General features: G+C 56.9%; 10 protein-coding genes and 1 pseudogene. 4 read left to right on the forward strand and 7 right to left on the reverse strand.

Annotated features, from left to right (window positions below; all coding sequences use genetic code 11):
- Positions 1-470 precede the first annotated feature (470 nt).
- The gene (locus WKR14_RS05145) at positions 471-665 is read left to right on the forward strand and encodes a helix-turn-helix transcriptional regulator (RefSeq protein ID WP_000127614.1); all 195 of its coding nucleotides are present in this window, start codon (positions 471-473) and stop codon (positions 663-665) included.
- 16 nt (positions 666-681) lie between these two features.
- On the opposite strand, the gene WKR14_RS05150 is transcribed toward WKR14_RS05145, so the two are convergent.
- Genes WKR14_RS05150 through WKR14_RS05160 form a run of 3 tightly spaced genes read right to left on the reverse strand, consistent with a single transcriptional unit; the run spans position 682 to position 3,171 of the window.
- The gene (locus WKR14_RS05150) at positions 682-1,923 is read right to left on the reverse strand and encodes a tyrosine-type recombinase/integrase (protein WP_065274792.1); all 1,242 of its coding nucleotides are present in this window, start codon (positions 1,921-1,923) and stop codon (positions 682-684) included.
- Between the two features lies 1 nt (position 1,924).
- On the reverse strand, positions 1,925-2,194 hold the full coding sequence (locus WKR14_RS05155) for a hypothetical protein (RefSeq protein ID WP_001995600.1): 270 nt from the start codon (positions 2,192-2,194) through the stop codon (positions 1,925-1,927).
- Positions 2,195-2,196: 2 nt separating this feature from the next.
- Positions 2,197-3,171: a ParM/StbA family protein gene (locus tag WKR14_RS05160; RefSeq protein WP_000497807.1), complete on the reverse strand. Its 975-nt coding sequence runs from the start codon at positions 3,169-3,171 to the stop codon at positions 2,197-2,199.
- A gap of 464 nt (positions 3,172-3,635) precedes the next feature.
- On the opposite strand from WKR14_RS05160, the gene mobI reads away from it, so the two are divergent.
- Positions 3,636-4,079 (forward strand): conjugative transfer protein MobI(A/C), encoded by a 444-nt coding sequence (gene mobI / locus WKR14_RS05165; RefSeq protein WP_000348524.1) that lies wholly within the window; start codon positions 3,636-3,638, stop codon positions 4,077-4,079.
- A 10-nt stretch (positions 4,080-4,089) separates the two neighbouring features.
- Here mobI and umuC read toward each other — a convergent pair.
- The 4 genes and pseudogenes from umuC to WKR14_RS05185 all read right to left on the reverse strand — a co-directional run.
- Positions 4,090-5,043 (reverse strand): annotated as a pseudogene (gene umuC, locus WKR14_RS05170) (translesion error-prone DNA polymerase V subunit UmuC); the annotation flags it as partial.
- A gap of 441 nt (positions 5,044-5,484) precedes the next feature.
- Complete coding sequence (gene toprJ, locus WKR14_RS05175) at positions 5,485-6,915, reverse strand: multidrug efflux transporter outer membrane subunit TOprJ (RefSeq protein ID WP_339087477.1); 1,431 nt, start codon at positions 6,913-6,915, stop codon at positions 5,485-5,487.
- A 4-nt stretch (positions 6,916-6,919) separates the two neighbouring features.
- Positions 6,920-10,054, reverse strand: coding sequence for a multidrug efflux RND transporter permease subunit TMexD2 (locus WKR14_RS05180; RefSeq protein ID WP_027591160.1), 3,135 nt, complete (start codon positions 10,052-10,054; stop codon positions 6,920-6,922).
- 15 nt (positions 10,055-10,069) lie between these two features.
- Entirely contained in the window at positions 10,070-11,233 is a 1,164-nt protein-coding gene (locus WKR14_RS05185; protein WP_088903431.1) for a multidrug efflux RND transporter periplasmic adaptor subunit TMexC2, read from the reverse strand.
- 179 nt (positions 11,234-11,412) lie between these two features.
- Here WKR14_RS05185 and WKR14_RS05190 point away from each other — a divergent pair, with 179 nt between their 5' ends.
- Both WKR14_RS05190 and WKR14_RS05195 read left to right on the forward strand, forming a co-directional pair.
- The gene (locus WKR14_RS05190) at positions 11,413-11,970 is read left to right on the forward strand and encodes a transcriptional regulator (protein WP_339087478.1); all 558 of its coding nucleotides are present in this window, start codon (positions 11,413-11,415) and stop codon (positions 11,968-11,970) included.
- Between the two features lie 126 nt (positions 11,971-12,096).
- The gene (locus WKR14_RS05195; protein ID WP_065285146.1) at positions 12,097-13,467 is read left to right on the forward strand and encodes an IS1182-like element ISCfr1 family transposase; all 1,371 of its coding nucleotides are present in this window, start codon (positions 12,097-12,099) and stop codon (positions 13,465-13,467) included.
- Positions 13,468-13,812: the final 345 nt, after the last annotated feature.

Raw genomic sequence — 13,812 nt, forward strand, 5'->3', positions numbered from 1 at the left:
AATGTGTACAAACTTGAGTACAAATTCCGTTTTAGAGGCCTTTGGTGAAAATTCCATGACACAAATCTGGCTGTAGGCCTTGTGTTTACTGGGTTTGATGAAGAAAGTACTTCCTGCTTTTGGTACTTTGGTCTCGACATTACAAAAGCGGAATAAATGCGATCATCTCTAGTTTTTTGTTTATAAGTTTATGAATTTAAAGGGTTCGTCATTGTGGTTTTTGATGTGTCATTGTTGCGAGTGTACAAACAGTGTGTACAAATTTTTCTCGTTAGGCGTGTTGATTGCTATTCATGACACAAACCGCCTTGTAGCCCTTGTTATTCATAGGTTTGAGCTGAAAAGTACCTAATAGCAACATTCGTGTTTCGATAAGGCTGATCTTCTGAACAAATCATGCATCTTTCTGACCATCAACAAGTGATGAATCAGGCGATGATAGCTTTACATTGATTTTCAGGAGAATGCAGATGACAGCAGTAGCGCACCAGGTAACCCCTTTTCTAACATCTTACGAAGTGATGGCTCGTTACCACATTAGCTATACGACGCTCTGGCGAAGAATAAAAGATGGCAGCTTGCCGCAACCTCGTATCAACCGAAATACACGAAACAAGCTGTGGCACATTGAAGATTTGGAGGAGTATGAGAAGAAAGAGGACTGAGCCTCTTTCTTTTATTTTATTGTCCGAAACGCCAGTTGAACGGAAAGCCTGTCGGCTCGATGATGGTCTCTAGCTGTTGATACCAAACGTCGTAAGCATGACGCATTTCATCCAGGTACTGATATTGGTTGTAGATAGCATCCAACCCTTTTTTGCTGTGGCCAATCATCAACTCGGCAACTTCTTGCGTCGTGATGGCCGACATTCGCGTTCGCATAGTTCTGCGAAGATCATGCATAGACCAATGTTCCATCTCGACACTAAGCGACCTGCGAGCCCAAATTTTCACATTGTTAGGAATAGTGGTATCAAAGCCATTTGTGGCAAGCTCTTCTTGTCCGTTCGCGGGAAACAAGTAGGTTGATTTGCTCATCTGCATCGCCAGTTCAATCAGCTCAATAGCTGGCTTAATCAATGGCCGCATGATCGGCGCTCCAATTTTCTCACCTTGTTTGCGGATCTCTATGGGCACTGTCCACATTGCAGATTGCAAGTCAAAGTGATGCTTTTCAGCTTGAATGAGTTCGCCCTTGCGCCCTCCCAATAAGAGAAGCAGTTTTATGTAGATGCGATTCTTCTCAGTGATTTTTGACTCATGCAAATAGCGCCAAAGTATCCTGATCTCGTTGTCATTTAGCACCCGAGTTCGTTTTCCTTTTTTACCGCCAACCTTTTTTGCTGTGATCCCAGCGGCAGCGTTAATTTCCAAAATTTGTTCATCAATCAGCCAGTCATAGAACTTATGCAGTACAGACACTAGGCGCTCTGTGTTTGACGGAGACGATTCCGAAACCTCACGAAGACAGTTTCGCAAGGACAATTCAGTGATGTCAGTTAATGGATACTTGCCAAGTCGGGGCAGCAAATATATTTCACTGCTGCGTTTTTGGTAGTGCCACGTTTTCTCCTTTAGCCCTTGCTTACCGGCAGAGTCTATCCAGTCTCGAAAAATCGATTCGAAGCTTTGATTAGCAGAATACTTAGCCCGTTCCTGCTGTAGGTAAAGCTTGGGGTTTCGGCCTTGATCAAGTACTGCCCTTAACCTATCCAGCTCATTCCTGGCTTCAGCCAGCTTCATAAGGGGGTAAGTACCTATGTCTACCCGCTGTTGCTTGCCATCGAACCGATAACGAAACTGAAAAACAATTTTGCCCTTGGGCGATACCCGAGCACTTAGCCCATCTCGGTCGGCTTTTACTACGGTTTCTTTTGCTTCTTTATTTAACCTGGCATCGAGCCAGCTAACTGATAACGCCATGTTATAAGCCCAGCCCTAGTTTTGATTTTAATGATTGTTTACGTGTTTCTGCTTTGGGTTCTGGCGCTGTACTCATAGAAGTAACTTCACCATCTGGTGCAAGGCCATCCACCGGTACAGATGTCGTGGATAGATTGGGTTGGCTCATTTGAATTAACCCAAAGGTTGCCAGCATCCGCAGACGCTCAGCGCGTTCCCGTGGTGGCGTCTTTTCCAATTCTTTGAGTAGTTCTGGGTGGCTCCCTGGGGGAATGTTGACGACAACTCTCATGATCATGCCCCATAAAACCAGAAGCCTCGGACGTTCGCCAAAACAGACTGCTCAGGCACGATGATCTTGCTTCGTGAAAAAATCTCCTTGGCCGCTTCCTTATAAGCCAAGGCTCCACCTCCGGCGATCAATACCAAGTCCGCATTAATGCTTTCGTCACGCATGGATTGACGCATGGCTGTAAGAGCAACAGGCGCTACCTTTTTCATGGCAGCATTCAGATAAGGTGAAATATCGACTTTTTCTCCAAATAGCAGGACCTGTAAGTCGCCGGTTCTCATGGCTTTTTCAAGTCGATCCATTCCGACTTTGGCACCATGATCTTCCGAAATCAGCTTATCGATGGTTTCCAGTAGCACGGACATTGCCTGAAGACTGGTTCCTGATGAGCTGTAGCGAATTTCTCCGGCCTCAAGGGCAACCCAATCAACAGAAAAGAAGCCGGGATCAATGACGACGACACGACCTTCTTCAATCAAGCCCAGATCACCACCCGTTTGAACCAGATCCATATAGGCACCGGCAGGCTGTGGTAGTACTTTGACGTCATGAACGGTGATGCTGCGCTTAGGCGTCACTTGATGGACACCTTTTAAACGCTGCACAAGGTCAGACTTACGTTGTGGTTCATGAAACTGGGAAACCGGTAATCCAGTGACAACCAAATCGATGGATTCTGTTTCAGCCATTAACAAGGCGGCATGAAAAAGTGCCTTATAGGTTTTTGTGGTGGGATATTCCGGGTGAAGCTCTCGTTCCCAGCCTTGAAGGCGTCCAGCAGGAACACCAGCGGCCCAGCGCTCATTATCGACAGAGACATACAAACAAGTTTCATCATCGCCTCCACCGATACGCTCCGGCATACGATCCGCTGGACCGGCACCCGCAGGTAGAATAATGGTTTTCGGTTCACTACCTGATTGGCCAATTGCCAGCTTCAGGTTTGAGTAACCGATATCTACGCCTAGTACAAACATACTTATCTCCTGTGCACTCAAAGTGCTCTAACGGTTTTCAATCAACCGCGCTGTTCACGCTTGGGCATTTCCAAGTGCTCTGGCGGTTTACTCAAATGTCATTATCAGGATTCGGTGCACTGGCGGTGGGCAGAAAGGTGACAAATCCTTTCATCTATCTGCCTATTGCATTTTTGCAAAAGTATGAGAATAGGCTCTGTTTGGCGGCTGGTGACCTAGCCAAAAAAATTGAGACGCCAAACGTCGTTTGCATTCTGGCCTGAACTTGCCAAACGGTTTGTATCTTCATGGCGATACGTCTTTTTAGGTGTTTTTAAGTGAAATCAGCCTGTATCCCTTGTCGGGTATGGGATTGAGCGAGTCGATTTATATCGAGACGCCAAACAGTGATTGTGACGGCAGTTTTACGTTTGGCGTTTCGATCCAAAAGCCAAACGGATAGTGGTTTTGGCTTTAGGGGTTAATTGGATGGGGAAATTGGTTTGGTAGAAATCGTCAATGAACAATGGAAAGCAGATGTATCAGATTTACTTCAGCAAGAAACGGACAGGCTAAAAGCGCTGGCACGAGCTGAAGTTGATGACTTTTGGGTTACCCATTACAAGGTTCGAGAGAATGAGCCCTTTAAAGACTGGGGTCTGCTTGGTGTCCGTATCAGAGACTTTAAGTATGGCTTTGGCATAGAGTGGTATATCAACAGTTTTCACGGTCAACGAGGCAAACGCGTGGTCTTTAGCAAGGGGCTGCGTATCTCAAAGACGAAGCTGAGATACGCATTTTTAGACTGCCAAGGTTTGGCCAAAGAATGGGAGCTAGCGCTGGCCATGGAGAAAGAGGAATTCTTCAGTGATATTCGACGCCAGGTTGATAAGCTCAACATGCTGCGTCGCAGAGTGAATGCGTATTGAGTCAACTGCGCTACTTCACTCGCGGTAACTGGTCCCAGCGTGTTGTATAAGCGGGAGACAAATGCTCTCGCTTCATCGACCAATCTTTCTTGAGTCCTTGTCCAGCAAAGAAAACCTTTCCGGCACCGCTTTGGTTAATGGTGTCCAATACAGACATTAGCTGCTGGCTATTAGAGCGGGTCGATACGTCATCGAATAGTCCTGGTTGAAACATGCCAGGATCGTAAAAGTCAGACAGCATGACGCCCGCTTTGGCATAACGAAAACCATCCTTCCATATCCGCTTGAGTAAGTGATTGGCCAGCTCGATAAAATCCCGCGTGTCGCAACTGGGGATTAGCAATTCACCCGATGCAGAGTTGCTGTACTGCGGCTCGTTGTCCTTAAAGGGGCTGGTACGTATGAACACGGTCAGCACTTTGGCTTGCTGCTGTTCTTTGCGAAGTTTCTCAGTGGCGCGGGTTGCGTATTCGCATACGGCTTCACTTAAAAATTCAAAGTGCGTCACTTTTACGCCAAATGAACGGCTACAGACGATTTGCTTCTTAGTTGGCGGGATCTCTTCAAGTTCAATGCACGACTCACCATTGAGCTCTCTGACGGTTCTTTCTAAAACCTCTGAAAACTGGTCTCTGATGGCTCTAGGAGAGGCATTGGCTAGATCTAAGGCTGTGGTGATACCTAACGCATTTAAACGCTTAGAAAGTCGTCTACCAACGCCCCAAACATCATCAACCGGAACTAATGCGAGCAATCGACGTTGCCGATCTAGATTGGTCAGGTCTACAACCCCCTGAGTGGCAGGATATTTCTTGGCGGCATGGTTAGCCAGCTTGGCGAGTGTTTTAGTCGGTGCAATGCCTACACAGACGGTGATCCCAATCCAGTGGCCTATGCGCTCTCGCACTTGTTGTCCGAACTCGACAAGGGATAGGGCAGACTCAATACCGGTTAAGTCCAAAAACGCTTCGTCGACGTAAAGGAAAGAAGAACAGCCATGGACATGACTTCAGCTCAGACATTCCGCTACTCAATCTCTGATGTCGGATGTCCATAGAAAGAACCTCTTTTCCAGGAAATTGGGGCTTGAAGTCCATACCTGCGCAATTGCACCCATTTGACCAGTCAATTGCATTGGTACTGACCACCGCGTGCATCCGACTTGGCCAGTGGGCAGCAGAGACGCAACAGGCAGAAACCGGCCAGAAGCAGTCAGTCAATCATGCGTTACAGTGATTTTTTGCAGCTCTTTATAGAGCCGTTAGCTGCTGCCACCAATAATCCATAGGCCTGCCAGTCGTCAGACAGTCTTATTCTCGATCAGACGATTGCCCCGTCGATGACCAGTAGCTCACCGGTGATGGAGCCAGAGTCCGGTCTTCGGATGCAGGACTCCTGGCTTTGCTCACTCAGCGCCGATCCCGGCCATCGGTTCAGTTTGGCCCCAGCCACCGCCCAGAGACCTGAACAGGTCAACCAGCGCAATCTGCCGTTCCGTGCTGATTTGAATTAGTGTGGTCTGGTTGCTAAAGGTGCTGCGCTGGGCGTCAAGATAACGCAGGTAGTCGTCCACGCCGCCCTCGTAACGCGCCTTAGCCAGGGCCATCGCAGCCTCGCTGGAACCGGCCAGAGCCTGGCGGGCAGCCTCCTCGCGGCGCAGGGTGTCGGTGGCGGCCAGGGCATCGGCCACTTCGCGGAAGGCGGTCTGGATGGTGCCTTCGTAGTCGGCCACCGCCGCGTCCTGGCGCACTTCGGCGAGGTCCAGGTTGGCGCGGTTGCGGCCACCGGCGAAGATCGGCAGCGACAGCGTCGGGGCAAAGCTCCAGGCCCGCGAGCCGCCATCGAACAATCCGGACAACTCGGCACTGGAGCTGCCCACCGAACCGGTCAGGCTGATCCGGGGAAAGAACGCGGCGCGAGCTGCACCGATATCGGCATTGCGCGCCTTGAGGCGGTGCTCGCTGGCGAGAATGTCCGGGCGCCGTTCGATCAGTTCCGAGCTGGTGCCGGGGGCGATGTCCTGCAGCACCATCAGGTCGTCGCGGGGCGTCGCGGGCAGCAGGCGAGCGGCATCTGGCGTGCCGAGCAACAGGACCAGGGCGTTGTCCGCCTGGCGTAACTGGCGTTCGGTGCTCTCGCGCTCGGCCCTAGCCTGTTCGGCAAGGCCGACCGCTTCCTGGTAATCCAGGGCGGTGGCGGCCCCCGCTGCACGGCGCTGGCTGACCAGCTCCAGCGAGGCCATGCGGCTGTCCAGGGTTTGTTCGACCAGGGCCATGCGGCGTAGCGCACCATCGCGGGTCAGGTAGGCCTGGATGACCTCGGCAACCAGGCTGATCTGCGTGGCACGGGTCGCCTCCTCGGTCGCCAGGTAGGTCTCCAGCGCGGCCTCGGAGAGGTTGCGCACGCGGCCGAACAGGTCGACTTCGTACTCCGCGAGGCCGAGGCCGACCTGATAGTTGCTGGTCACTTCCGAGCGCCCGGTCTGCGACAGATCGGCAGGCAGGCTGCGGTTGCCGCTGGCATTGGCGTTGATCGAAGGCAGGCGATCAGCACGCTGGATGCGGTACTGGGCACGCGCAGCTTCGATATCCAGCAGCGCCTGGCGCAGGCTGCGGTTGTTGCTCAGCGCCGTATCCACCGCGCGGCGCAAGTCGGCATCGACGATGAAGGTCTGCCAGTCCAGCGCCTGGGCACGGGTGCCCTCCGCGTCGGCGGCTTGCCAGTGCGACGCGACCGGTGCCTGCGGGCGCTCGTAGGTCGGGGCCAGCGAACAACCCGCCAGGGCGGCGATGGCCAGGGGCAGCAGAGCGCGACGGAGCATGAAGTGAGAGGTCATCGCATTACTCCGCTTTATGCAGGGGATGGTTGTCGGTTTGCTGAGGTTTGGTGCGCAGCAGCGACAGCACCCAGACGAAGAAGATCGGCACGAAGATCACCCCGAGCATGGTCGCGCTGAGCATCCCGCCCAGCACCCCGGTGCCCAGTGCGCGCTGGCTCGCAGCGCCGGCGCCAGTGGCGATGGCCAGCGGCACCACGCCGAGCATGAACGCCATGGAGGTCATGATGATCGGGCGGAAACGCAGGCGCGCGGCTTCGACAGCGGCATCGCGCAGCGAGTAGCCGTCTTCCCACAGGTCCTTGGCGAACTCGACGATGAGAATGGCGTTCTTCGCCGCCAGGCCGATCACGGTGATCAGGCCGACCTTGAAGTACACGTCGTTGGGCAGGCCGATAGCAGTCACCGCCAGTACCGCGCCGAGTGCGCCGACCGGCACGATCAGCATCACCGTCAGCGGGATCGCCCAGCTCTCGTAGAGCGCCACCAGCAGCAGGAACACCACGGTGATGGCCAGCGCGAACAGCATCGTCGCCTGGCCGCTGGCGACCCGCTCCTGATACGAAAGCCCGGTCCACTCGTAGCCGATACCTTCGGGCAGCTCGGCAGCGATGCGCTCCAGTTCGAGCATCGCCTCGCCAGTGCTCACGCCGGGCGCGGCGTCACCGGCAATGCGGATCGACGGGTAACCGTTGTAACGCGCGACCTGCACCGGGCCTTCCTCCCAGCTCGTGGTGACGAAAGCACTCAGCGGTACCAGGCTGCCGCTGTCGTTGGGCACATGCAGGCGCAGGACGCTTTCCGGCGTCATGCGCTCGGCCTGTTCGGCCTGTACCACCACGCGCTGCTGGCGGCCGGCGTTGGCGAAGTCGTTGATCACCGACGAGCCGAACGCAGTGGACAGCGCGCTGCTGATCGCTTCGAAGCTGACTCCCAGCGTGCGCGCCTGCTCACGGTCGATCACCAGGCGCAGCTGCGGCGCCTCGGCCAGACCTTCCATCATGGCGTAGAGGAACTTCGGATTGCCGTTGACCTTGCCCAGCACTTCATCGCGCGCTGCCAACAGGGCATCGCGGCCAAGGCCGGCGCGGTCCTGCAGGCGCAGGGCGAAACCACCCGAGTTGCCCAGGCCTTCGACCGGCGGTGGCGGCACCGCCATGATCGCGCCGTCATCGAGGTTGGCGAAGTGCTGGTTGACCGCAGCCGACTCGGCTTCCGGCGACTGCGAAGAATCTCGCTCGGACCAGTCCTTGAGCAGCGGGAAGGCAATGGCCGCGTTCTCACCCATGCCGGAGAAGCTGAAGCCGAGGACCAGGAAGGACGTCTGCACGGCCTCGCGGGCCATCAGAAACTCTTCCAGCTCCTCACCCGTGGCCGAGGTGCGCTCACGGGTGGCGCCTGGCGGCAACTGGATGTCGACGATCATGTAGCCCTGGTCTTCCACCGGCACGAAGGATTCCGGCAGGCGCAGGTAGAAGAAACCCATCAGCACCACCACGCCCAGGTAGATGAACATCACCCGCCCGGCGCGCGGCACCAGCTTGCCGTTGAGTTTGGTGTAGCGGCCGGTCAGGGCGGTGAACTTGCGGTTGAACCAGCCGAAGAAACCGGTCTTCTCGTGATGGCCTTCGGGGATCGGTTTGAGCAGCGTGGCGCACAGCGCCGGGGTGAAGGTCAGCGCGAGGAAGCCCGAGAACAGGATCGACACCGCCAGCGACAGCGAGAACTGCTGGTAGATCACCCCCACCGAGCCGGCCATGAAGGCCAGCGGCAGGAACACCGCCGACAGCACCAGGGTGATACCGATGATCGCCCCGGACACCTGCCCCATCGCCTTGATGGTCGCCGGCACCGGCGCCAGGCCTTCCTCGGCCATGATCCGCTCGACGTTCTCCACCACCACGATGGCGTCGTCCACCAGGATGCCGATGGCCAGCACCATGCCGAACATGGTCATCATGTTCACCGAGAAGCCAAGCAGGTACATGAAGGTCAGCGTACCGAGCAGACACACCGGCACGACGATGGACGGGATCAGGGTGTAGCGCACGTTCTGCAGGAACAGGAACATCACCAGGAACACCAGCACCATGGCCTCGATGAGGGTCATGATGACCTTGTCGATCGCCACGTCGACGAAGCGCGAGGTGTCGTACGGCACGGAGAACTCGACGTTGTCCGGGAAGTTGGCCGACAGCTCGGTCAGACGCTGCTTGACCGCCTCGGCGGTCTGGATCGCGTTGGCACCGGGCGACAGCTGCACGGCGGCGGCAACGGCGGGCTTGCCGTCCTGGCGCGAGCCGAAGTTGTAGTCCTGGCTGCCGACCTCGATGCGCGCCACGTCGCCCAGGGTCAGGCGCGAGCCGTCCTGGTTGGCACGCAGCACGATGGCGGCGAATTCCTGCGGGTTGTCCAGGGTACCCTTGACCGCCAGGGTCGCCGTCAGCTCCTGCTCGCTGGAACCCGGCGTGCTGCCGAAGGCACCGGCCGGCACCTGCACGTTCTGCGCGCGGATGGCGTTGTTCACGTCATCGATGGATAGGCCGTAGCCGACCAGCTTCTGCGGATCGATCCACACGCGCATGGCCGCCTCGGAGGCGAAGAACTGCAGCTTGCCGACGCCGTTCACGCGACGGATTTCGTTGTTGATGTTGCGCGCGGCGTAATCGGCCAGCGCCGTGACGTTGGCGTCCTTGTCGCCATCGGTGTAGCTCAGCGCATAGATCAGCAGGAAGCCGGCGGTGGCCTGCTCGGTCTGGATGCCGAGCGTCAGCACGGCCTGCGGCATGCGTGCCTCGGCCTTCTTCAGACGGTTCTGCACGTCAACCTGGGCCAGTTCGGGGTCGGTCCCTGGCTGGAAGGTGACGGTGATCTCGGCGATGCCGTTGGCGTTGCTGGTGGACTCGAAGTACAGCAGGTTCTTGGCGCCGTTGAGTTCTTCCTCGATGACGCTGGTCACCGAGTCGGTGAGCACCTGCGCCGAAGCGCCGGGATAGGTGGCGGTCACGGTGATCTGCGGCGGCGCCACGTTGGGGTACTGCGCCACCGGCAGGAACGGGATGGCCAGCAGGCCACCCAGCGAGATGAACAGGGCGACTACCCAGGCGAAATTGGGGCGCCGGATGAAAAACAGGGACATGAGAGGTTCTCCGGCTTACTGCACCTGGGACTGTGGAGCGGCTTCGGCGGCATCTTGCTCGCGGGGGATGACCTTGGCGCCCGGACGGATAGCCGCCAGCGAGCTGGTGATCACCTTGTCGCCGACCTGCAGGCCCTCGCTGATTTGCCAGCGCGAGCCCTGCATGGCACCGGTGGTGACCTGGCGCGCCTCGACGGTATCGCCCTCCCCCAGCAGCATCACGCTGGCCTGGCCGTCAGCCGAACGCTGCACGGCACGTTGCGGCACCAGGATGGCGTTCTGGTCGAGCCCTTGCGGTGTGCGCACACGCACGTACATACCCGGCAGCAGCACGCCCTCGGGGTTGTCGAACTGGCCTCGCAGGGCGATCTGCCCGGTGCTGCGATCCACCGAGATATCGGTGAACAGCAGCGTGCCCTTGCGCTCGATATCGGTACCGTCGACACGCAGCGACAGCGGCTGGTCGCTCGCACCGGCAACCTTGCCCTCGGCGATTGCCGCGCGCAGGCGCAGGGCATCGGCAGCAGGCTGGGTGAAGTCGGCGTACACCGGATCGAGTTGCTGGATACGTGCCAGCAGCGTGGCTTCGCCCTGGCCTACCAGAGCCCCTTCGGTGACCTGGGCGCGACCGATACGCCCGGCGATGGGGGCGCGAACCTCGGCATAACCCAGGTCCAGGCGGGCAGTTTCGACATTGGCCTGGGCCGAGCGCTTGTCGGCCTGGGCGCTCTGCAGAGCGGCCATGGCGTTGTCGAAATCCTGCTGGCTGACGGCGTCGATCTTCACCAGTGGTTCGTAACGGCGAACCATCGCCTGAGCCTGGAACAGCTGCGCCTCGGCGCGAGCCAGTTCACCTTCCGCCCGCGACAGGGCCGCCTTGAACGGCGCAGGGTCGATCTGGAACAGCACGTCACCGGCCTTCACGTCGGCCCCTTCCTCGAAGGTGCGCTTGAGCACGATCCCCGCCACCCGCGCGCGCACCTCGGCGACACGCACCGGCTCGATGCGCCCTGGTAGCTCGGCGAACACTGTGAAGGGCTCGGTCTTCACGCTGAGCACATCGACTTCACGCGCTGGCGCCTCTTCCCGTTGCTCTTCGGGCTTGTCGCAGCCAACCAGGGTCACGGCGATCAAATAGGAGATCACGGAAAAAGTGATCCATTCGCGGAATTTGTTCATATCTCACCCAAGCGCGAAGCCAGTACGTAGTCGAAGCCGCGCATGATCCACGCAAAAATCAAATAAGTCAATATTGACTCATTTGATTTTGGTGTGAACAAAGCTAGTATCCTCTTTGAGAAAAATGAGTGTTCTAGGCAAAATACCCGCATCTGCCCGCGATAGATAAAGAGTGACCGATGGATTTAACTGCTGCCGATGAGAAATTGCTGAAGGCCCTGGCGATCGCCATCGTTGACCACCCGCGAGCCACGTTCAAAGAAATAGCCCAGGCAGCGGGGGTCAGCAAGGCGACGCTCAACAGGTTTTGCGGCACCCGCGACAACCTGATCGAGATGCTTCTGGATCATGGTTCGGTGGTTATTTATCGGGTCATTGCCGATGCCGATCTTGAGTCGGCGCCCTTGGACGCATTGCATCGCCTGATCGAAGGCCATTTGACTCACAGGGCGTTGTTGGTTTTCCTCTCATTTCAGTGGCGCCCGGACACGTTTGATTTAGATGCAGGCGGCTGCCGATGGCTGCCTTACTCAGAAACGCTGGACGAGTTCTTTCTACGCGGGCAAAAACTGGGCGTATTCCGTATCGATATCGGTGCCCCGGCGCTTACCGAAATCTTCTCCTCCTTGATCTTCGGCCTGGTAGACGCCGAGCGCCGCGGCCGTATCGCACGCGCAGGTATGGCGGCGTTGATCGAGCAATTCTTCCTGAACGGGGCTTGCAACTACCAAACTTAACGGAAAGCAACGCTCAGTTTTTTTCGGGTTGGCGGTGTCCGTTTTTGGCCGATTCTGTTGAAAAAGTAGCGGCCTCTCCATACCGTTGGCAAAATTGCTCTGTCAGCGAGCGTGGGGGCGAACAGCATGATGGGGCAGTTACCGGGAGGACAGCAGCGCCTGTTCTACTCGTTCAACCTAGAAGATCACGTCCCGGCTCAACACCTCCTGCGCAGCATCGACCAGTGCCTGGATCTTAGTGATCTGCGCGCCTACCTGGCGGACTTCTATAGTCCCATCGGACGCCCCTCGATTGACCCGGAATTGATGGTGCGCATGCTGGTCGTCGGCTACTGCTATGGCATTCGTTCCGAGCGGCGATTGTGCGAAGAGGTGCACCTGAACCTGGCCTATCGCTGGTTCTGCCGGCTGGGTCTGGAAGACGAAGTCCCCAATCACTCGACCTTCTCGAAGAATCGCCATGGGCGTTTTCGTGACAGCGATCTGTTCCGCTGGTTGTTCAATGAGGTGCTGCGGCGTTGCATGGCAGCCGGCCTAGTCAAGGGCGAAGGTTTTGCCGTCGACGCTAGCATCATCAAGGCGGATGCCAGCCGGCAACGTGGGGTAGCGGGAGATGAGGTCGATTGGAACGATCCAAAGCTCAGCAGCCGCGCAGTGCGCGAGTACCTCGAAGCCCTTGATGAAGAGGCGCTGGCTGAGGCTCTTCCCAAGAAAATTTCGCTCACAGATCCTCAGTCCCGTTGGACAGCAGCGCCAGGTGGGCCGGCCTTTTTTGCCTACTCCACGAATTACCTGATCGACACTGAGCACGGTGTGATCATGGACGTGGAAGCTACCCCGGCGCACCGTACCGCCGAAGTCGATTCGACTAGGACGATGGTTGAGCGTGTCAAAGCTCAGTTCGATCTCACACCGGAACGCCTTATCGGCGATACCGCTTATGGCACCGCCCCGATGCTGGCCTGGATGGTCGAAGAAAAGGACATCGAGCCGCATGTGCCGGTGTGGGACAAGACTGAGCGCAAGGACGACAGCCTCTCCAGTAACGACTTCCACTGGAACCAGGAGGCCAATGAATACCGCTGCCCAGCCGGCAAACCACTACGCAGTGAGTGGCGCGCCTTCACCCAGAAAAGATCGCGGGTGACCAAGGCCCACACCATCATTTATCGCTCCAGCCAAACCGACTGCACTACCTGTCCGCTGAAAGCGAAATGCTGCCCCAACACGCCGAATCGGAAGATCGTCCGCAGTATCCATGAGGCTGCCCGCGATGTGGCCAGGCGCATCGCCAAGACACCGGAATACCTCGTCTCTCGCTGCGAACGAAAGAAGGTGGAGATGCTGTTCGCCCACCTCAAACGGATCATGAAACTCGATCGTTTACGACTGCGCGGCCTGACAGGTGCCACTGACGAATTCACTTTGGCGGCGGCGGTGCAGAACCTGCGACGCATGGCCAAGCTTTTGCCTCAAGGGCCACCGCTCACGGGATAGGTACGCCTGCTGAGAGCAGAAACCTTCAAATTAACCCTCAGGCCTGAGCAAGGACGCTCAGCGAAACGCCGAAAGGCAACCTGAAGTGGCTTGCAGTCACTTCGACAGCAGGCACACCTGATCGGCAGGCCGCCGCTAAACCTACTTTTTCAACAGAATCGGCCGTTCTCTGACGGTCGTGACAGTGACACGCCCTGGTCAAGTTGAACGCAATCCGTGGTCAACGCCAACCCAAATTGGTGGTCAAGAGGAGTGCAATTTCGCACATACCTGAGGACTGCTCACCACATCGCTTGCGTCGGTAGTAGCTTCCGCACTTTCCCCGTCTCTCACCGCTAAACAGCG

The organism is Shewanella chilikensis (genome assembly GCF_037953065.1).
Lineage (GTDB): Bacteria > Pseudomonadota > Gammaproteobacteria > Enterobacterales > Shewanellaceae > Shewanella > Shewanella chilikensis.

Excerpts from the sequence above, each read along its gene's own strand:
- WKR14_RS05155 (WP_001995600.1), bottom strand. The coding sequence starts at position 2,194 with ATGAGAGTTGTCGTCAACATTCCCCCAGGGAGCCACCCAGAACTACTC.
- WKR14_RS05145 (WP_000127614.1), top strand. The coding sequence starts at position 471 with ATGACAGCAGTAGCGCACCAGGTAACCCCTTTTCTAACATCTTACGAA.
- WKR14_RS05160 (WP_000497807.1), bottom strand. The coding sequence starts at position 3,171 with ATGTTTGTACTAGGCGTAGATATCGGTTACTCAAACCTGAAGCTGGCA.
- WKR14_RS05185 (WP_088903431.1), bottom strand. The coding sequence starts at position 11,233 with ATGAACAAATTCCGCGAATGGATCACTTTTTCCGTGATCTCCTATTTG.
- WKR14_RS05190 (WP_339087478.1), top strand. The coding sequence starts at position 11,413 with ATGGATTTAACTGCTGCCGATGAGAAATTGCTGAAGGCCCTGGCGATC.
- WKR14_RS05180 (WP_027591160.1), bottom strand. The coding sequence starts at position 10,054 with ATGTCCCTGTTTTTCATCCGGCGCCCCAATTTCGCCTGGGTAGTCGCC.
- WKR14_RS05150 (WP_065274792.1), bottom strand. The coding sequence starts at position 1,923 with ATGGCGTTATCAGTTAGCTGGCTCGATGCCAGGTTAAATAAAGAAGCA.
- WKR14_RS05195 (WP_065285146.1), top strand. The coding sequence starts at position 12,097 with ATGATGGGGCAGTTACCGGGAGGACAGCAGCGCCTGTTCTACTCGTTC.
- toprJ (WP_339087477.1), bottom strand. The coding sequence starts at position 6,915 with ATGACCTCTCACTTCATGCTCCGTCGCGCTCTGCTGCCCCTGGCCATC.